14 protein-coding genes are annotated in these 19,172 nt (G+C 62.1%); 2 read left to right on the top strand and 12 right to left on the bottom strand.

The window, feature by feature from the left end; all coding sequences use genetic code 11:
* Positions 1-134 precede the first annotated feature (134 nt).
* The 3 genes from HU760_RS01960 to HU760_RS01950 are packed head-to-tail and all read right to left on the bottom strand — an operon-like array spanning position 135 to position 5,334.
* A complete protein-coding gene (locus HU760_RS01960) occupies positions 135-3,185 on the bottom strand; it encodes an efflux RND transporter permease subunit (protein ID WP_186672023.1) in 3,051 nt (1,016 codons plus the stop codon).
* On the bottom strand, positions 3,182-4,249 hold the full coding sequence (locus HU760_RS01955; protein WP_186672022.1) for an efflux RND transporter periplasmic adaptor subunit: 1,068 nt from the start codon (positions 4,247-4,249) through the stop codon (positions 3,182-3,184). The genes HU760_RS01960 and HU760_RS01955 overlap by 4 nt, the downstream gene beginning before the upstream one ends.
* Entirely contained in the window at positions 4,246-5,334 is a 1,089-nt protein-coding gene (locus HU760_RS01950) for an efflux RND transporter periplasmic adaptor subunit (RefSeq protein ID WP_186672021.1), read from the bottom strand. The genes HU760_RS01955 and HU760_RS01950 overlap by 4 nt, the downstream gene beginning before the upstream one ends.
* A gap of 315 nt (positions 5,335-5,649) precedes the next feature.
* Between HU760_RS01950 and HU760_RS01945 the strand changes: the two genes are divergently transcribed.
* Positions 5,650-6,105 (top strand): REP-associated tyrosine transposase, encoded by a 456-nt coding sequence (locus HU760_RS01945; protein WP_186672020.1) that lies wholly within the window; start codon positions 5,650-5,652, stop codon positions 6,103-6,105.
* Between the two features lie 106 nt (positions 6,106-6,211).
* Here the strand turns inward: HU760_RS01945 and HU760_RS01940 are convergent, their stop codons facing one another.
* The 7 genes from HU760_RS01940 to HU760_RS01910 all read right to left on the bottom strand — a co-directional run bounded on the left by HU760_RS01940 (position 6,212) and on the right by HU760_RS01910 (position 14,520).
* Complete coding sequence (locus tag HU760_RS01940) at positions 6,212-7,105, bottom strand: ABC transporter permease subunit (protein WP_186672019.1); 894 nt, start codon at positions 7,103-7,105, stop codon at positions 6,212-6,214.
* Positions 7,102-7,983, bottom strand: coding sequence for an ABC transporter permease subunit (locus HU760_RS01935; protein WP_170034338.1), 882 nt, complete (start codon positions 7,981-7,983; stop codon positions 7,102-7,104). Before HU760_RS01935 ends, HU760_RS01940 begins: the two co-directional genes overlap by 4 nt.
* A gap of 35 nt (positions 7,984-8,018) precedes the next feature.
* Positions 8,019-9,161, bottom strand: a complete 1,143-nt coding sequence (gene potA / locus HU760_RS01930; protein WP_186672017.1) for a polyamine ABC transporter ATP-binding protein — start codon at positions 9,159-9,161, stop codon at positions 8,019-8,021.
* Positions 9,162-9,232: 71 nt separating this feature from the next.
* Positions 9,233-10,327 (bottom strand): polyamine ABC transporter substrate-binding protein, encoded by a 1,095-nt coding sequence (locus HU760_RS01925; RefSeq protein WP_186672015.1) that lies wholly within the window; start codon positions 10,325-10,327, stop codon positions 9,233-9,235.
* 157 nt (positions 10,328-10,484) lie between these two features.
* Positions 10,485-11,582 (bottom strand): polyamine ABC transporter substrate-binding protein, encoded by a 1,098-nt coding sequence (locus tag HU760_RS01920; RefSeq protein WP_170033609.1) that lies wholly within the window; start codon positions 11,580-11,582, stop codon positions 10,485-10,487.
* A gap of 171 nt (positions 11,583-11,753) precedes the next feature.
* Positions 11,754-13,115, bottom strand: a complete 1,362-nt coding sequence (locus HU760_RS01915; RefSeq protein ID WP_186672013.1) for an aspartate aminotransferase family protein — start codon at positions 13,113-13,115, stop codon at positions 11,754-11,756.
* A 46-nt stretch (positions 13,116-13,161) separates the two neighbouring features.
* Positions 13,162-14,520 (bottom strand): glutamine synthetase family protein, encoded by a 1,359-nt coding sequence (locus tag HU760_RS01910; RefSeq protein WP_186672011.1) that lies wholly within the window; start codon positions 14,518-14,520, stop codon positions 13,162-13,164.
* Positions 14,521-15,094: 574 nt separating this feature from the next.
* Here HU760_RS01910 and HU760_RS01905 point away from each other — a divergent pair.
* Positions 15,095-16,471 (top strand): glutamine synthetase family protein, encoded by a 1,377-nt coding sequence (locus tag HU760_RS01905; protein WP_084856533.1) that lies wholly within the window; start codon positions 15,095-15,097, stop codon positions 16,469-16,471.
* Between the two features lie 78 nt (positions 16,472-16,549).
* Here HU760_RS01905 and argA read toward each other — a convergent pair whose 3' ends face one another.
* Both argA and argE read right to left on the bottom strand, forming a co-directional pair.
* Entirely contained in the window at positions 16,550-17,848 is a 1,299-nt protein-coding gene (argA, locus tag HU760_RS01900; protein WP_186672010.1) for an amino-acid N-acetyltransferase, read from the bottom strand.
* A 124-nt stretch (positions 17,849-17,972) separates the two neighbouring features.
* Entirely contained in the window at positions 17,973-19,115 is a 1,143-nt protein-coding gene (argE, locus tag HU760_RS01895; protein ID WP_186672008.1) for an acetylornithine deacetylase, read from the bottom strand.
* Positions 19,116-19,172: the final 57 nt, after the last annotated feature.

Here is a 19,172-nt window from a genome sequence, read left to right as displayed (position 1 = left end):
ATATAACCAAACCAAAAAGGCGATATTGAAAGCGACAGAAGCCGCTGTGGGAGCGGGTTCACCCGCGAATGCGGCAGCGGCTCCACCATCGCATTCGCGGGTAAACCCGCTCCCACAGGGTTTGCTGTAGGGTTTCAGGAGTTTTTCTGTGGCTCGCGAATCTTGTACCAGGCCACATACAACGCCGGCAGGAACAGCAGCGTCAGCAGGGTGGCCACGATGATCCCGCCAATCATGGCGTAGGCCATCGGCCCCCAGAACACTTCGCGGGCGATCGGGATCATGCCCAGGCTTGCGGCCGCCGCCGTCAGCAGGATCGGCCGGCGCCGGTGATTGGTGGCTTCCACCACTGCATCCCACGGCGAGAAGCCCTGGGCCTCGAACTCGTCGATCTGGGTCACCAGGATCACCGAGTTACGAATGATGATACCCGCGAGCGCGAGGATGCCGAGGATCGCCACGAAGCCCATCGGTGTGCCGGTAGGCACCAGCGCCAGCACTACACCGATAAGCCCCAAGGGGGCCACGCTGACCACCAGGAACAGCTTCTGCACACTGTGCAGCTGAATCATCAGGAAGGTCGCCATCAGGAACAGCATCAGCGGGATCACCTTGCGGATCGGGCCTTGCGCCTTGGCACTCTCCTCCACCGTACCGCCAGTGGCCACTTCGAAGCCCACCGGCAGCTTGCTGGCGAACTCGTCAATCTTCGGCTTCAGCTGGGCCACCAGGTCGGTGGGCTGGATGTCGCCATTGACCGAGGCCTTGATGGTGATGGTCGGCTTGCGGTCACGGCGCCACACCAGCGGCTGCTCCAGCTCGTAGCGCACGGTGGCAAACGACAGCAGTGGGATCGCGGTGCCATTAGGCGTGAGGATCTGCAGGTTCTGCAGGGTATCCGGTGAGCCCCGCTCGCTGTCCTGGGCGCGGGCAACCACGTCGACCAGGTAGATGTTGTCGTTGACCTGGGTGATCTGTACACCGCTGACGATGCTGTTCATCACATTGGCCACGTCTTCCGATGACAGGCCCAGCTGGCGCGCCTTGTCCTGGGCAATTTCCACCCGCAGTACCTTACCCGGCTCGTTCCAGTCGTAGATCATCTCGCCAATGTGCTCGTTCTGGTCGAGCAAGGTGGCGAGCTCGATGGCATGCCTGCGTACCTCGTCGATATTGGCGCCACTGACCCGGTACTGGATCGGCCGGCCCACCGGCGGGCCCATTTCCAGCGACTGCACGTTGGTACCGACACCGACGAACTCCTCACGCAGGATCTTCTGCAGGCGCTCCATCATGCCCTGGCGCTCTTCGAAGCCCTTGCTGACGATCACCAGCTGCGCGTAGTACGGGTTCTGCAACTGCTGGTCGAGCGGCAGGTAGAAACGGATCGCACCCTGGCCGATATAGGTGCTCCAGTGCACCAGGTCCGGGTCGTCCTTGATCCTCGCCTCGAAGCGGTCGACAACCTTGCGCGTCTCTTCGATCGAAGCGTTCTGCGGCAGGTTGAGGTCGACGAGGATTTCCGGGCGGTCCGAGGACGGGAAGAACTGGTTCTGCACGAAGCGCTGGCAGAAGATCGCGAGGGCGAACAGCAGCACGGTGCCGATGATGGTCAGCCAGCGGTTGCGCATGCACCACAGCAAGCCGTGCTCGAAGGCCCGGCCGAGCCTTCCGGGCTCGGCATCATGTGCCTTGAGGTTGCTGCTGAGCATATGCACGCCCAACACCGGGGCAAAGAACACCGCCACGATCCACGACACCAGCAGTGCCACGGCAATCACCGCGAACAGGGTGAAGGTATATTCGCCCGCCGAGCTGGCATTGAGGCCGATGGGCACGAACCCGGCCACGGTGACCAAGGTGCCAGTGAGCATCGGGAACGCCGTCGAGGTGTAGGCGAATGTCGCCGCCTGTTCCTTGCTCTCGCCCATTTCCAGCCGCGTGACCATGACTTCCACGGTGATCATCGCGTCGTCCACCAGCAGGCCCAGGGCGATGATCAGTGCACCCAGTGAAATACGCTGCATGGTGATACCGCTGTATTCCATGAATACGAACACCATGGCCAGCACCAGCGGAATCGAACAGGCCACCACCAGCCCGGCGCGCACCCCCAGGCTGACAAAGCTCACCCCGAGCACGATCACCACCGCCTCGAACAGCGCACTGGTGAAGCCGCCGACCGCCTGCTTGACCACCACGGCCTGGTCGGAAACGGTATGCACCCCAACGCCTATCGGCAGGTCCTCGACGACCTGGTCCATGCGTTTTTTCAGTGCCGCGCCGAACTCCTGGATGTTGCCACCGGCTTTCATGCCGATAGCCAGGCCCAGCGCCGTCTGGCCGTTGTAGCGGAACATCGGCGAGGGCGGGTCGACATAGGCGCGCTCGATGTCGGCGATGTCGGCCAGGCGGAAGAAGCGGTCGTTGATCTTCAGGTTGACGGTTTGCAGGTCCTTTTCCGAGGCGAACTGCCCGGTGGTACGCACGGAAATGCGCTCCGGACCGGCCTCGATCACCCCGGCCGGGGTCACCGCGTTCTGCGATTGCAGGGCTTGCATCACCTGGCGCTGGTCAATGCCCAGGGCTGCCAGCTTGCGGGTGGAGAAGTTCAGGTACAGCACTTCGTCCTGGGTGCCGATCAGCTCGATCTTGCCGATGTTGGGTACATCACGCACTTCAGCCCGCGCCTGCTCCACATAGTCGCGCAGCTGGCGCAGGGTCAGGCCGTCGGCGGTAAAGGCATAGATCGAGCCGAACACGTCGCCGAACTCGTCGTTGAACCCCGGGCCCTGGATGCCTGCCGGGAACTCACCACGGATGTCCTGGATCTTCTTGCGCACCTGATACCAGATTTCCGGGATGTCCTTGGCCTTGGTGGTGTCGCGCAGGTACACGTAGACCGTGGATTCACCCGGGCGGGTGTAGCTTTTGGTGTAGTCGAGCGAGTCGAGTTCTTCGAGCTTCTTCTCGATGCGGTCGGTGACCTGGTACAGGGTCTCGTCCTGGGTCGCGCCGGGCCAGCGGGTCTGGATCACCATGGTCTTGATGGTGAACGACGGGTCTTCCTCACGGCCCAGGTTGAAGTAGGAGAAGATCCCCATCAGCAGCGCAACGAACATCAGGTACCAGACGAACGATTGATGCTTGAGTGCCCAGTCGGACAGGTTGAAGCTTCCTTTCATTGCGCATCCTCGTCGAAGGTGACCTTCTGGCCCGGCTTGAGGCTGTTCACGCCCGCCGTCACCACCCGCTCACCGGGCTGTACACCGGAGGTCAGGACGATGCTCTGGTCGGTGCGGTCGATCAGGGCCACGTCACGGGTGGCCACGGTTTTCTGCTGCGGATCGATCACCCACACCTGGGTTTTGCCATCCCGCTCGAGCAAGGCGCTCAAGGGCAACTCGCTGCGTGGCGTCACCGCCGAACTCAGGGTCACGCTGATGGCGGTGCCCAGGTGGAACGCCGCGGGTGTGCTGGCCAGGCTCAGGCGGGCGCGCCGGGTGCGGGTGGTGGCGTCGGCCTGGGGTTCCAGCTCGCGCAGGCTGGCCGTGGTGTTGATGGTCGGGTCGAGTTGCGAGGCAACGGTAAAGGTCAGGCCTTTGTTCAACTGTTCGGCCAGGCCGATCGGCAGGTCGATCACCGCTTCCTTCACGTCCGGCCGGGCCAGGGTCACCACGGCCTGGCCGGCGGTGACGGTTTGCCCGGCTTCGGCTTTCCAGTCGGTGATCACCGCAGCATGGTCGCTGCGCAGGGTGCTGTAGTCGAGCTGGTCACGGGCCTGGCTGACAGCCGAACGCGCCTGTTCCAATGCGGCGCTGGTGGTTTTCAGGTTGGTCTGGGCAATATCCAGCTGGGCCTGGGCGCCAACGCCGCGGTCATACAGCTGCTGCTGGCGACGGGCATCGGCCTGGGCGTTGATCCACTGTGCCTGCACCTTGGCCAAGTCGCCTTCGGCGGCGCGCAACTGGTTCTGCTGGTCGGTGGGGTCGAGCGTGGCAAGGGTGTCACCCGGCTTCACCTGGGCGCCCACATCCAGCCAGCGTCGGGCGATGCGCCCGGACACACGAAAACCCAGGGTGCTTTCGAAACGCGCCTGGATAGAGCCGGCAAAGCGACCCAGCTGCGACTGCACCTGGGGTTCGACCTTGATCGACAGCACCGGCCGAATCGGCTCCGGCGCTTCGTCCTCGCTGCTGCAGCCGAGCAACAGCATGCCGGCCGACACCATCATCAGCAGGTGCTTCATAGCTCCCCCCCTTTGGCCTTGGCATCGATCTTCTGTACCTGCATGCCGGGGTGCAGCAATTGCCCGCCATTGACCACTACGGTCTCCCCTCCCTTCAGGCCATGGGCAACCACGATCCTGCCGGTGAGATACCGGCTGACCTCGACCTTGCGCAGTTCCACCTTGTCGCCCTCACCCACCACCCACACCGCTGGTTCATGCAGCGCCTTGGTCAAGGCAGACCACGGCAGTTCGATACTGGGTCGCCCCTCGGCATTGGTGGTGGCGGTCACCGGTGCGCCCAGCTGCATTGCCGGCGGCACATCCCTGAGCCCGACCTTGACCTGTACCGTGCCACTTTGCGCGGACACCGTCGGGGTGATTTCGCGAACGAAGCCATGGGCCTTTACCTTGGGGTCATCCAGCAGGCTGACGATCACCCCGGCATCACTGGGCGGCGCCACCAGCAGCGACTCATAGACGTTGAACACGGCATCGCGATCGCCGTCGCGGGCCAGGCTGAAGATCGGCATGGTCGCCTGCACCACCTGGCCAACCTCGGCCTGGCGCTCGGTGATCACGCCATCGGCTTCGGAAACCAGGGCGGTGTAGCTGAGTTGTTCATTGGCATCGGCCAATTGCGCCTGGGCGGCCTTGAGTGCGCTCTGGTCGCTGCGCAGGGCGGCCTCGGCGGCGTCGTATTCGCTCTGGCTGGTGTAGCCCTTGGGAAGCAGTTTTTGCTGGCGTACGAAAGCGGCGCTGCTCTGGGTGACCCGCGCCTGGGCAGCGAACACCTCGGCCTTGGCCGAGTCGACGTTGTTCTGCAGGTCTTTCGGATCCAGGCGCGCCAGCACCTGGTTGGCCTTGACGTGGTCGCCGACATCGACGCTGCGCGAAATGATCTTGCCGCCGACGCGGAACGACAGGTCGGTCTGCACCCGCGCCTGTACGTCACCGGTCAGGGTGACCCTGGCGGCGAAGTCAGTCGGCTGGACCTGCTGCACGCCAACCCGGGGCAGTGTCTCGGGGACTTCTTCCTTGCTACAGCCCGTGAGCAGGTACAACAGCCCCAGGCAAACGACCGACAGCGGACGTAACCACGTCATGCAGGCTCCTTGCTTGCGCACAAATGATTTGTGGGATGCGACTGTCAGCGTAGTTCAGGGTTCGATAAACAGCACTGACGAGGATCAGTTCGGCATTTTCAGCGCCTGTGTGGGCCTCTTCGCGGGCTTGCCCGCTCCCACAGGGAAAGCGCAAACCCTGAGGCTGCACATGACCGTGTGGGAGCGGGTTCACCCGCGAAAGGGCCGGTACTGCCATCCACAAATCTCTGCCATATCCAGAAACCATCATCTACACAGCACCTGCATCTCAGCCACTACCTTTGAAAAGTCACCTGCTTTTCAAGGAAGAAGCCAATGTCGCGAGCTCAGTCTCACCTGCTTCGCCGCGGTCGCTATTCAGAACTTGGCCGGCTCTATCTGCTGACCACCGTCACCCACCAGCGTAAGCCGCTGTTCCATGATTTCCACCATGCCCGGCTGGTCATTCACCAGCTTCGGAAATCTGACCAGGAATACGCATGCCGGTCCCTGGCCTGGGTGCTGATGCCCGACCATCTGCATTGGCTAATCGAATTGAAAGGCACGACGCTAGGCACTTTGATGCGCAGGTTCAAATCCAGGTCCAGTCTGGTTTTGCATCAGGCGGGGGTTGAGCATGATCCGGTGTGGCAGCGTGGATATCAGGACCGTGCACTGCGCCGGGAGGAGAGCACGGTGCATGTTGCCAGATACATTATTGCCAACCCCTTGCGAGCCGGCTTGGTCAGCAGCGTCAGGGACTATCCACATTGGGATGCAGCCTGGCTTTGAATCGGTGTTGCGGCCTTCGCGGGTAAACCCGCTCCCACAGGGAGCACCACTGACCTTAAGGCTGTGATGTCCCTGTGGGAGCGGGTTTACCCGCGAAGAGGCCGGATCAGGCCGAAGCAGCCACCTGCGCCGGGCGCTTGACCTGCGGCTGCGAAGCATTGGCTGCCGCACCCTCTTCGATCGCCTGCTGAATCGCCTTGCGGCGACGTTCTTCGGCCTGGCGGCTGAAGTACCAGACCAGGAAGGTCACCAACGACACCGACAGCAGGATCAGGCTGGCCACGGCGTTGATTTCCGGTTTCACACCCAGGCGCACCGCCGAGAACACTTCCATCGGCAAGGTAGTCGAACCCGGGCCGGACACGAAGCTGGCCAGTACCAGGTCATCCAGCGACAGCGCGAACGACATCATGCCGCCCGCCGCCAGCGACGGCGCAATCATCGGGATGGTGATCAGGAAGAACACCTTCCACGGCTTGGCACCCAGGTCCATCGCCGCTTCTTCGATCGACAGGTCCAGCTCACGCAGGCGTGCCGACACCACTACCGCCACATACGCCGCACAGAACGTGGTGTGGGCGATCCAGATGGTGACGATGCCACGCTCCTGCGGCCAGCCGATCATCTGCGCCATGGCCACGAACAGCAGCAACAGCGACAGGCCGGTAATCACCTCGGGCATCACCAGCGGTGCGGTGACCAGGCCGCCGAACAACGTGCGGCCCTTGAAGCGGGTGACACGGGTGAGCACGAATGCCGCCAGGGTACCCAGCGCCACCGCGGCCACCGCCGTGTAGCAGGCGATCTCCAGCGAGCGCATCACCGAACCCATCAGCTGAGTGTTGTCGAGCAGGCCGACATACCACTTCACCGACCAGCCGCCCCACACAGTTACCAGCTTGGAGGCGTTGAACGAGTAGATCACCAGGATCAGCATCGGCAGGTAGATGAACAGCAAGCCGAGCACCAGCATCAGCTTGGAGAAACTGAAGCGTTTCATGCCCTGCCCTCCATTTCTTTGGCTTGGCTGCGGTTGAACAGCAGGATCGGCACGATCAGGATCGCCAGCATCACCACCGCCAGCGCGGACGCCACCGGCCAGTCACGGTTGTTGAAGAATTCCTGCCACAGCACCTTGCCGATCATCAGGGTTTCCGGGCCGCCAAGCAGTTCCGGAATCACGAACTCACCTACCACCGGGATGAACACCAGCATGCAACCGGCGATGATGCCGTTCTTCGACAACGGCACGGTGATCTTCCAGAAGCTGTTGAAGGTGCTCGAACCCAGGTCCGAGGCAGCCTCGAGCAAGCTCGGGTCGTGCTTCACCAGGTTGGCGAACAGCGGCAGGATCATGAACGGCAGGTACGAATAGACCACGCCGATATAGACCGCCAGGTTGGTGTTGAGGATCTGCAGCGGCTGGTCGATCAGCCCGATCCACAGCAGGAAGCCGTTGAGCAGGCCGTTGTTGCTGAGGATACCCATCCAGGCGTAGACGCGGATCAGGATCGCAGTCCAGGTCGGCATCATGATCAGCAACAGCAGGACCGTCTGGGTTTCCTTCTTGGCATTGGCAATGGCATAGGCCATCGGGTAGCCGATCAACAGGCACAGCAGGGTGCTGAAGAAGGCCATCTTCAGCGAGCCCAGGTAGGCCGAAATGTACAGCTCGTCTTCGGTCAGCAGGCCATAGTTGGCCAGGTTGAGCACGAGCTGGACCTTGTCCTCGACGTAGCTGTAGATCTCGGTGTAGGGCGGGATCGCCACATCGGCTTCGGCGAAGCTGATCTTCAGCACGATGAAGAACGGCAGCATGAAGAACAGGAACAGCCAGATGAACGGCACGCCGATCACCAGGTGCCGCCCCTCCGGGATGATGCGCTGGAAGGCTCGCTTGAGCTTGCGAGGTTTCATGACCGCAGTACCACGCCGCTGTCGTCTTCCCACCATACGTACACTTCATCGCCCCAGGTCGGCCGGGTGCCCTGGCGCTCGGTGTTGGCCACGAACGACTGGACGATCTTGCCGCTCGGCAGCTCGACGTAGAACACCGAGTGGCCACCGAGGTAGGCGATGTCGTGGACCTTGCCGCGCGACCAGTTGTGCTCGCAGGTCGGTTGCTGGGTGGTGACCAGCATTTTTTCCGGGCGCAGGGCGTAGGTGATGTGCTTGTCTTCCACCGAGGTGGTGATGCCATGGCCAACGTAGATCTTGCGCTCAAGCTCGGGGCTGGCAATGATCGCGTGGCCCTCGGCGTCGTCGACCACTTCACCGTCGAACAGGTTGACGCTGCCGATGAACTCGCACACCAGGCGGCTGGTGGGGGTCTCGTAGATGTCCACCGGCGAACCGATCTGGGCGATCCAGCCCAGGTGCATGATGGCGATGCGCTGGGCCATGGTCATGGCCTCTTCCTGGTCGTGGGTCACCATCACGCAGGTCACGCCTACGCGCTCGATGATTTCCACCAGTTCCAGTTGCATCTGCGAGCGCAGCTTCTTGTCCAGTGCGCCCATCGGCTCGTCGAGCAGCAGCAGCTTGGGGCGCTTGGCCAGCGAGCGGGCCAGGGCCACGCGCTGGCGCTGGCCACCGGACAACTGGTGCGGCTTGCGCTTGGCATACTGGGTCATGTGCACCAGCTTGAGCATCTCGGCCACGCGGGCGTCGATCTCGGCCTTGGGCATCTTGTCCTGCTGCAGGCCGAAGGCGATGTTCTGCGCCACGGTCATGTGCGGGAACAGCGCGTAGGACTGGAACATCATGTTGATCGGCCGCTCGTAGGGCGGCATGTCGGTGATGTCGACGCCATCGAGGAAAATCCGCCCTTCGGTCGGGCGCTCGAAGCCGGCCAGCATGCGCAGCAGGGTCGACTTGCCGGAGCCGGAGCCACCCAGCAGGGCGAAAATCTCACCCTTGCGGATTTCCAGGGACACATCGTCCACGGCTACCGTTTCGTCGAATTTTTTCGTGACCCGGTCGATCTTGACCAGCACCTGCTTGGGTTGCTGGCCACCCTCGAGGGCTTTTTTATAGGCACCGGAGGCAACTGCCATGAGTGAAACTCCCAACAAGATTTTTGTGCCCGCGTGGCCTGCTCTGCAGGTGCCGCCACGGGCCTGGATTTTTACTTGCCCGACTTGACCTTGGTCCAGCTACGGGTCATCAGCCGTTGCACCTTGGGTGGCAACTCTGCATTCACGAACATCTTGTTCAGCACTTCCTGCGGTGGGTAAACCGCGGCGTCAGTCCTCACGGCCTGGTCCATCAGGTCGCCAGCCTTGGGGTTCGGGTTGGCGTAACCGACGTAATCACTGACCTGGGCGATAACCTCAGGCTTCAGCAAATAGTTGATGAAGGCATGCGCCTCTTTGACATTCCTGGCGTCCTTGGGGATCGCCAGCACGTCGAACCAGAGGTTGCCGCCTTCCTTGGGAATGGCGTAGGCCAGGTGCACACCCTTTTTCGCCTCTTCGGCGCGGGTCCTGGCCTGGAACACATCACCCGAGAAACCTGCCGCGACGCAGATGTCGCCGTTGGCCAGGTCGGTGATGTACTTGGATGAGTGGAAATAGGTCACGTACGGGCGTACCGCCAGCAGTTTCTTCTCGGCGGCCTGGTAGTCCTTGGCGTTGCTGCTGTTGGGGTCCAGCCCCATGTAGTTGAGCACCGCCGGCAACATTTCGTCAGCCGAATCGAGGAAGGCCACCCCGCATTTGGAGAGCTTCTTCATGTTCTCCGGTTCGAACAGCACGGCCCAGGAGTCGATGGTGTCCACGCCCAGAGCGGCCTTCACCTTGTCGACGTTGTAACCGATACCGTTGGTGCCCCACAGGTACGGCACGGCGTACTGGTTGCCCGGGTCGTTCTTTTCCAGACGCTTCATCAGCGCCGGGTCGAGGTTGGCGTAATTGGGCAGCAGGCTCTTGTCGAGCTTCTGGAACGCGCCCGCCTTGATCTGCTTGCCGAGGAAATGGTTGGATGGCACCACCACGTCATAGCCGGTGTTGCCGGCCAGCAGTTTGCCTTCCAGGGTTTCGTTGGAATCGAACACGTCCTGCACGGGCTTGATGCCCGTCGCTTTCTCGAAGTCCGCGAGTGTGGTCGGGCCGATGTAGTCGGACCAGTTGTAGAAGTGCACCGTAGGCGCCGCTTGGACGCTGCATGCCAGCGTCAGGCCCGCACCAGCCAGCAAGGCCTTGCGGAATACAGAAATGGACAAGTGGGTGCTCCTCACAATCAGTGCCTGGGTAGCGACAATGCTGCCGCACACGCAAAACCGGCGCGCAACTTACCTTCGCAGCTTCGATGCCGCAATCATCAATTGCCTTTCACTGGCTCTGGGCCGGGTATCCCGGCCCAGAGGTGCTGCATCGGGCTTACTTGCCCGACTTGATCTTGGTCCAGCTACGGGTGATGTCACGCTGGGCCTTGGCTTCAGGAGCAGCGATGGCATACAGCTGTTTCTTCACTTCGGCTGGCGGATAGATGCTTGGGTCGCTGGTGATTTCCTTGTCGACGAACTGGGTAGCCGCCTGGTTGCCGTTCGGGAAGCGCACGGCGTTGGTGATTTCAGCCATGATTTCCGGCTGCATCAGGAAATTCATGAACTGGTAGGCAGCGTCCTTGTGCTCGGCATCCTTGGGGATGGCGACCATGTCGTAGAAGGTACCGGCACCCTCTTTCGGAATCACATACTCGACCTTGACCTTGTCACCGGCCTCGTGCGCACGGGCCTTGGACTGTTCCAGGTCACCCGAGTAACCGACGGCTACGCAGATGTTGCCGTTGGCCATGTCGCCAATGTACTTGGACGAGTGGAAGTAAGTGATCGAAGGACGAATCTTGAGGAACAGCTCCTCGGCAGCCTTCAGGTCTTCCTTCTTGGTGCTGTCGGTCGGCTTGCCCAGGTAGTGCAGCGCAGCCGGGAGCATTTCGGTCGGCGCGTCGAGGAAGCTCACGCCGCAGCTCTTGAGCTTGGCGATGTTCTCAGGCTTGAACACCGCATCCCACGAATCGATCTTGTCCACGCCCAGCGCGGCCTTGACCTTCTCCGGGTTGTAACCGATGCCGATCGAACCCCACATGTATGGGAAGGCATGCTTGTTGTCCTTGTCGCTGGCATCGCCGACGGCCTTGAGCAGGTCCGGGTCAAGGTTCTTCCAGTTCGGCAGTTTCGAGCGGTCCAGTTCCTCGTACACGCCGGCCTTGATCTGCTTGGCCAGGAAGTTGTTGGACGGCACCACGATGTCGTAACCCGACTTGCCCGCCAGCAGCTTGGCCTCGAGGGTTTCGTTGCTGTCGAACACGTCGTACTTGACCTTGATACCGGTCTGCTTCTCGAACTTGGCGATGGTGTCTGGCGCGATATAGTCCGACCAGTTGTAGACGTTCAACACTTTGTCTTCAGCCTGAACAGCGGTGGCCATGGCGCCCATCAGGGCCGCAGCCAGCAACGTCTTGCCCATTTTATTCATGCGTAATGCTCCGGAATTTTTTATTTAGCCATCTGTTCAGTAGCCAGGACCTACGGTGCAGAGCGCGCGGCGACTGAAACAACCGCTAGTCTGGCAAGTTACAAGGCTCTGTTTCAAGGAAAGCAGGGCCTTGTAAGCACTTACATGTCACATCGCTAGACTAGCAAACGCTTAACGAATCGCCTCAAGGGTCAGGTCGAGGCATTTGCGCGCCTTTGCCACCAATTCATCGATCTCTGCGTGGCTGATGACCAGCGGTGGCGCGATGATCATGGTGTCACCCACCGCCCGCATGATCAGGCCGTTTTCAAAGCAGAACGTGCGGCAGATCATGCCTACGCCCTTGCCTTCGTAACGGCTGCGGGTGGCCTTGTCCTTGACCAGCTCGATCGCGCCGAGCAGGCCCAGGCCGCGCACTTCGCCCACCAGCGGGTGGTCCTGCAGCTCACGCAAACGCTTTTGCAAATACGGTGCCGCTTCGCTGCGCACTTTCTCGACGATGTGCTCGTCGCGCAGGATGCGCAGGTTTTCCAGGCCCACCGCAGCCGCCACCGGGTGCCCCGAGTAGGTGAAACCGTGGTTGAAGTCGCCGCCTTCACTCAGTACCTGGGCCACCTTGTCACGCACGATCACACCACCCATGGGGATGTAACCGGAGGTCAGGCCCTTGGCGATGGTCATCAGGTCTGGCTTGAGGTCGTAGTAGTCGGAGCCGAACCACTCGCCGGTACGGCCGAAACCGCAGATCACTTCGTCGGCGACGAACAGGATGTCGTACCGGGCGAGAATTTCCTTCACCTTCGGCCAGTAGGTCTCCGGCGGGATGATCACGCCGCCGGCGCCCTGGATCGGCTCGGCGATGAAGGCAGCGACGTTGTCTTCGCCAACTTCGAGGATTTTCTTCTCCAGCTGCTCGGCCGCCCATACGCCAAACTGGTCCGGGGTCATGTCGCCACCTTCGCCGAACCAGTACGGCTGCGGAATATGCACGATGCCGGGAATCGGCAGGCCGCCCTGCTCGTGCATGCCGCTCATGCCGCCCAGGCTGGCACCGGCCACGGTGGAGCCGTGGTAGCCGTTGATACGGCCGATGATGGTCTGCTTCTGCGGCTTGCCTTTCAGTGCCCAGTAGTGGCGGACCATGCGCAGCACGGTGTCGTTGCCTTCGGAGCCGGAACCGGTGAAGAACACATGGGTCATGCCTGCCGGCGCCACGTCGGTGATCGCCTTGGCCAGCTCCAGCGCCGGCGGGTGGGCGGTCTGGAAGAACAGGTTGTAGTACGGCAGCTCGCGCATCTGCTTTTCCGCCGCCTGCACCAGTTCTTCACGGCCATAGCCCACCGCCACGCACCACAGGCCAGCCATGCCGTCGAGAATCTTGTGCCCCTCGCTGTCCCACAAATGCACACCCTGCGCCTTGGTGATGATGCGCGGTCCCTTCTCCTTCAGCTGCTTGTAGTCAGAGAAAGGTGCCAGGTGGTGCTCGCCGCTCAGGTTCTGCCATTCACGGGTTTGCGGGTTGTTGACGCTCATGTGCCTCTCCAGTTTCCGGCGGCCGCGCGGGCGGCCTCAGGGTTGATCAGACAGCGAACAGCAGGAACTCACGCTCCCAGGAGCTGATGACGCGTTTGAAGTTTTCGTGCTCGGCGCGCTTGGTGGCGACGTAGCCGGTGATGAATTTCTTGCCCAGGTACTGCACCAGCGCGCGGCTGTTTTCCATGCGCTCCAGAGCGTCCTCGATCGTCAGCGGCAGGCGCAGGTTGCGGCGCTCGTAGCCACGGCCCTGCACTGGCGCACTGGCCGCGATGCCTTCGACCATGCCGATGTAGCCACACAGCAGGCTCGCAGCAATCGCCAGGTAGGGGTTGGCGTCGGCGCCTGGCAAGCGGTTCTCGACCCGGCGGCTCTGCGGGCCGGCGTCCGGCACGCGCAGGCCGACGGTGCGGTTCTCTTCGCCCCATTCCACGTTCACCGGCGCCGAGGTGTCGGGCAGGAAGCGGCGGAACGAGTTGACGTTGGGCGCGAACAGCGGCAACGCCTCGGGGATGAACTTCTGCAGGCCACCGATGTAGTGCAGGAACAGCTCGCTCATGCTGCCATCCTCATTGCTGAAGATGTTCTTGCCGGTGGCCAGGTCGACCACGCTCTGGTGCAGGTGCATCGCACTGCCTGGCTCGCCGGTCATGGGCTTGGCCATGAAGGTGGCGGCCACGTTGTGCTTGAGCGCGGCCTCGCGCATGGTGCGCTTGAACACCAGGATCTGGTCGGCCAGGTGCAGGGCGTTGCCATGACGGAAGTTGATCTCCATCTGCGCCGTGCCGTCTTCATGGATCAGCGTGTCCAGGTCCAGCTGCTGCAGTTCGCACCAGTCGTAGACATCTTCGAACAGCGGGTCGAATTCGTTGGCAGCTTCGATCGAGAACGACTGGCGGCCAGTTTCCGGGCGGCCCGAACGACCTACCGGGGGCTGCAGGGGGAAGTCCGGGTCTTCGCTACGCTTGGTCAGGTAGAACTCCATCTCCGGCGCGACAATCGGCTGCCAGCCCTTGTCAGCGTATAGCTTGAGGACTTTCTTCAGCACGTTGCGCGGCGACAGTTCGACCGGGTTGCCCTTCTTGTCGTAGGTGTCGTGGATGACCTGCGCGGTCGGCTCGATGGCCCACGGCACCAGGAACACAGCGTTCTCGTCGGGACGGCAGATCATGTCGATGTCCGCCGGGTCGAGCAGTTCGTAATAGATGTCGTCGTCGACGTAGTCGCCGGTCACGGTCTGCAGCAGCACGCTCTCGGGCAGGCGCATGCCTTTTTCGGCGATGAACTTGTTGGTGGGCGAAATCTTGCCGCGCGTGATGCCGGTCAGGTCGCTGATCATGCATTCGACTTCGGTAATCTTGTGCTCTTTCAACCAATCGGTGAGCTGGTCGAGGTTGTTACTCATAAATACCTCAGGAGGTAAGGTGGGCCGCGCACTGATTCTGGATGGAGTACATTGCTAAAGCAAAAACCCCCGCGCAGAGCCACAGTGGATACACTGAAAACAGGTGTGTCCGTAATGAGTTCGAAGGGCAGGAAGACGAAACGAAGGGCGGCAAGCCGCTGCGAGGGCGAGTCCGGGGCTGCCAAACGTCAATTATTGCGGCCATGGCGGCCACGCCATTGACGAAGCTTGCAAAATTGACGGAGATACCCGATGGCACTGCGCAGGCAGTGCTTTCAGGTCGCGGCAAGCGGACCATGTGACCCTCGTATTATTGTGTTATGGGTTGAGACCGAGCTTAGCCTTGTTCATTTTTTTACACAACACCTCCGTAAAAAATAAAACACGGCTCGTCGGAGATAGCCCTTCGTACGGGAAATAGCGGATAATGGCTTGCCCCGATATGCAGCAAATCTGCCGTCGATGAGCCATTTCAGGGCATCATGGGGTTGGCTTGACATCAGTTTGGGTTTTCGATTGACTGGTCCTGCAAGCCCCCCTTGATTGATATTTTTAACAACAAAGGTGTTGCATCATGTCGGTACCCCCGCGTGCCGTTCAGCTTAACGAAGCGAACGCGTTCCTTAAGGAACATCCTGAGGTTCTCTACGTTGACCTTCTGATTGCAGATATGAATGGTGTGGTGCGTGGCAAGCGCATCGAGCGCACCAGCCTCCACAAGGTTTACGAGAAAGGCATCAACCTGCCTGCCTCCCTCTTCGCCCTGGACATCAACGGTTCCACCGTCGAAAGCACCGGGCTTGGCCTGGACATCGGCGATGCTGACCGCATCTGCTACCCGATCCCTGGCACCCTCTCCAACGAACCCTGGCAGAAGCGCCCGACCGCCCAGCTGCTGATGACCATGCACGAGCTCGAAGGCGAGCCGTTCTTCGCCGACCCGCGTGAAGTACTGCGTCAGGTCGTGAGCAAGTTCACCGAGATGGGCCTGACCATCTGTGCCGCATTCGAACTGGAGTTCTACCTGATCGACCAGGAGAACGTGAACGGCCGCCCGCAGCCGCCGCGCTCGCCGATCTCGGGCAAACGTCCACAGTCGACCCAGGTCTACCTGATCGACGACCTCGACGAATATGCCGACTGCCTGCAGGACATCCTCGAGGGCGCCAAGGAACAAGGCATCCCGGCCGACGCCATCGTCAAGGAAAGCGCCCCGGCGCAGTTCGAAGTCAACCTGCACCACGTTGCCGACCCGCTCAAGGCCTGCGACTACGCCGTACTGCTGAAGCGGTTGATCAAGAACATCGCCTACGACCATGAAATGGACACCACCTTCATGGCCAAGCCCTACCCGGGCCAGGCAGGCAACGGCCTGCATGTACATATTTCCGTGCTGGACAAAGATGGCAACAACATCTTCACCAGCGAGGATCCCGAGCAGAACGCCGCGCTACGTCACGCTGTCGGCGGTGTGCTCGAGACCCTGCCCGCGTCCATGGCGTTCCTGTGCCCGAACGTCAACTCGTACCGTCGCTTCGGTGCGCAATTCTACGTACCGAACGCGCCAAGCTGGGGCCTGGACAACCGCACCGTGGCCTTGCGCGTGCCAACCGGCTCGCCGGACGCCGTGCGTATCGAGCACCGCGTGGCCGGTGCCGATGCCAACCCGTACCTGATGATGGCTGCCGTGCTGGCTGGCGTGCACCATGGCCTGACCAACCAGATCGAGCCGGGTGAGCCGATCGAAGGCAACTCGTACGAGCAGTTGGAGCAGAGCCTGCCGAACAACCTGCGCGATGCGCTGCGCGAGCTGGACGACAGCGAAATTCTCAACAAGTACATCGATCCGAAGTACATCGACATCTTCGTCGCGTGCAAGGAGAGCGAGCTGGAGGAATTCGAGCACTCGATTTCCGACCTCGAGTACAACTGGTATCTGCATACCGTGTAAACGAAAACGCCGCCCATCAGGGCGGCGTTTTGCATTGGCTTGCAGACGATTCGTTCGCTGTACGAGCGGCCGCTGCCCTTACAGCGGCTTCTCGAAGATCTTCGAATTGCGCTGGTAGTTGTACAGCGAAGCCCGCGCCGCCGGCAGCCGTTCCACGCCACTCGGCGCAAACCCGCGCTCGCGGAACCAGTGCGCGGTGCGCGTGGTAAGCACGAACAGGGTCTTGAGCCCCGCCTGCCGCGCCCGGCCCTCGATACGCGCCAGCAGCTCGTCGCCACGCCCGCCATGGCGATACTCCGGGTTCACCGCCAGGCACGCCAGCTCACCGGCATCGGAATCGGCAATCGGGTACAACGCCGCACAAGCGATGATCATGCCTTCGCGCTCGACCACACTGAACTGTTCGATCTCCCGCTCCAGCACCTCGCGCGAACGGCGTACAAGGATGCCCTGCTCTTCCAGGGGGCTGATCAGTTCCAGCAGGCCGCCGACATCATCGATGCTCGCCTCGCGCACCACTTCGAACTGCTCTTGCGAAACCAGCGTACCGCCACCGCCACGGGTAAACAGCTCGGTCAGCAGGGCACCGTCCTCGGCATAGCTGACGATATGGCTGCGCGCCACCCCGCCTTTGCAGGCTTCGGCCGCAGCATCCAGCAGTTCGGCCTGGTAATCGCTGCCCAGGCGCTGCAGATGCGGGGCAACCTGCTGGGGGCGCAGCTCGCGCACCAGCTTGCCGTCCTCATCCAGCAGGCCCGGCTCGGCGCCGAACAGCAGCAGCTTGTCGGCACCCAGTTCGATGGCGGCACGGGTGGCCACATCTTCGCAGGCCAGGTTGAAGATTTCCCCCGTGGGCGAGTAGCCCAACGGCGACAACAGCACGATGGAACGTTCGTCGAGCAGGCGGCTGATACCCTTGCGGTCGACCCGGCGCACTTCGCCGGTATGGTGGTAGTCCACCCCTTCGAGCACGCCGATAGGCCGCGCCGTGACCAGGTTGCCGGACGCCACGCGCAGCCGCGAGCCCTGCATCGGCGAAGCGGCGATGTCCATCGACAGGCGCGCCTCGATGGCCAGGCGCAGGGCACCGACGGCATCGATCACGCAGTCCAGGGTGGCGGCATCGGTAATGCGCAGGCCACGGTGGTAGTGCGGGGTCAGCCCACGGTTGGCCAGGCGGCTCTCGATCTGCGGGCGCGAACCATGCACCAGCACCAGGCGCACGCCAAGGCTGTGCAGCAGCACCAGGTCATGGACGATGTTGCCGAAATTAGGGTGTTCCACCCCATCGCCAGGAAGCATGACCACGAAGGTGCAGTCGCGATGGGCATTGATGTACGGGGAGGCATGACGCAGCCAGTTGACGTAGTCGGGCATGACAGGGCCTGTGGATAAGTGGACGGAGAACGGCGATACAGGGGGCGTTCAGGATCATCGTCGGAACAGGCTTGCGGTCACGCGCGGTCTCCTCTAGGCAGGAACGAATCAATTGGGTTGACGTTTAGTCCAGGCAATAATGCCGGATCAGGTCACGCAATAGACGCACGGTAGGCGCGATTCGTGACATTTCAAGGTATTCGCCGGGCTGGTGGGCACAGGCGATGTCGCCAGGGCCCAGCACGATGGTCTGGCAGCCCAGTTGCTGAAGATAAGGTGCTTCGGTGCCGAACGCCACCGCTTCGGCGCGATGGCCGGTGAGACGCTCCGCCACCTGCACCAGTTCGGCGTCGGCAGCTTGCTCGAATGGCGGCACCTCCGGGAACAGCGGCGCATAGTCGATGCGCACCTCGAAGCGTTCTGCCACGGGTGCCAGCTTGTCGCGGATGGCCGCGCGCAGTTGCTCCACGTCCATGCCTGGCAGCGGGCGCAGGTCGAACTCCAGGGCGCACTGGCCGCAGATGCGGTTGGGGTTGTCGCCGCCGTGGATGCAGCCAAAGTTAAGGGTCGGGGTCGGCACGGTGAATTGCGGGTTGCGGTAGCGTTGCTGCCATTGCTGGCGCAGGCCCATCAATTCGCCCATCACGGCGTGCATGGCCTCCATGGCGCTGCGGCCCAGGCTTGGGTCCGAGGAATGACCGCTACGCCCCAGGATGTCGATGCGGTCCATCAGGATGCCTTTGTGCATGCGGATCGGTCGCAGCCCGGTGGGCTCACCGATCACCGCCGCCCGGCCAAGCGGCTGGCCGGCGTCGGCCAGGGCGCGGGCGCCGGACATCGAGCTTTCTTCATCGCAGGTGGCCAGGATCAGCAGCGGTTGCTTGAAGTCGTGCTCCAGCAGCGGGATAACCGCTTCGATGACCAGGGCGAAGAACCCCTTCATGTCGCAGCTGCCCAGGCCGACCCAGCGGCCATCGACTTCGGTCAGCCTCAACGGGTCGCTGGCCCATAGCTGATCATCGTAGGGTACGGTGTCGCTGTGCCCCGCCAGCACCAGGCCACCCGGGCCGCTGCCACGGCTGGCCAGCAGGTTGAACTTGCCGGGGCTGACCTGGCGGATGTCGCAGTTGAAGCCAAGGTCTCCCAGCCAGCCGGCCAGCAGGTCGATGACCTGGCGGTTGGACTGGTCCAGTGCGGGCTGGGTGCAACTGACCGAGGGCGCGGCGATCAAGGCGGCGAACTGGTCTTTCAACGTTGGCAACGGCATGCCCGTACTCCTCGGAAACGTCCCCCATCATAGGACTATCCGCTGTCTGGAATAAAC

The organism is Pseudomonas oryzicola (genome assembly GCF_014269185.2).
Lineage (GTDB): Bacteria > Pseudomonadota > Gammaproteobacteria > Pseudomonadales > Pseudomonadaceae > Aquipseudomonas > Aquipseudomonas oryzicola.
This window is presented reverse-complemented; position numbering and strand designations above follow the sequence as displayed.

Bases quoted from the DNA above. Each gene is read 5' to 3' on its own strand.
- HU760_RS01960 (WP_186672023.1), bottom strand. From the start codon at position 3,185: ATGAAAGGAAGCTTCAACCTGTCCGACTGGGCACTCAAGCATCAATCG.
- HU760_RS01955 (WP_186672022.1), bottom strand. From the start codon at position 4,249: ATGAAGCACCTGCTGATGATGGTGTCGGCCGGCATGCTGTTGCTCGGC.
- HU760_RS01950 (WP_186672021.1), bottom strand. From the start codon at position 5,334: ATGACGTGGTTACGTCCGCTGTCGGTCGTTTGCCTGGGGCTGTTGTAC.
- HU760_RS01945 (WP_186672020.1), top strand. From the start codon at position 5,650: ATGTCGCGAGCTCAGTCTCACCTGCTTCGCCGCGGTCGCTATTCAGAA.
- HU760_RS01940 (WP_186672019.1), bottom strand. From the start codon at position 7,105: ATGAAACGCTTCAGTTTCTCCAAGCTGATGCTGGTGCTCGGCTTGCTG.
- potA (WP_186672017.1), bottom strand. From the start codon at position 9,161: ATGGCAGTTGCCTCCGGTGCCTATAAAAAAGCCCTCGAGGGTGGCCAG.
- HU760_RS01920 (WP_170033609.1), bottom strand. From the start codon at position 11,582: ATGAATAAAATGGGCAAGACGTTGCTGGCTGCGGCCCTGATGGGCGCC.
- HU760_RS01915 (WP_186672013.1), bottom strand. From the start codon at position 13,115: ATGAGCGTCAACAACCCGCAAACCCGTGAATGGCAGAACCTGAGCGGC.
- HU760_RS01910 (WP_186672011.1), bottom strand. From the start codon at position 14,520: ATGAGTAACAACCTCGACCAGCTCACCGATTGGTTGAAAGAGCACAAG.
- HU760_RS01905 (WP_084856533.1), top strand. From the start codon at position 15,095: ATGTCGGTACCCCCGCGTGCCGTTCAGCTTAACGAAGCGAACGCGTTC.
- argA (WP_186672010.1), bottom strand. From the start codon at position 17,848: ATGCCCGACTACGTCAACTGGCTGCGTCATGCCTCCCCGTACATCAAT.
- argE (WP_186672008.1), bottom strand. From the start codon at position 19,115: ATGCCGTTGCCAACGTTGAAAGACCAGTTCGCCGCCTTGATCGCCGCG.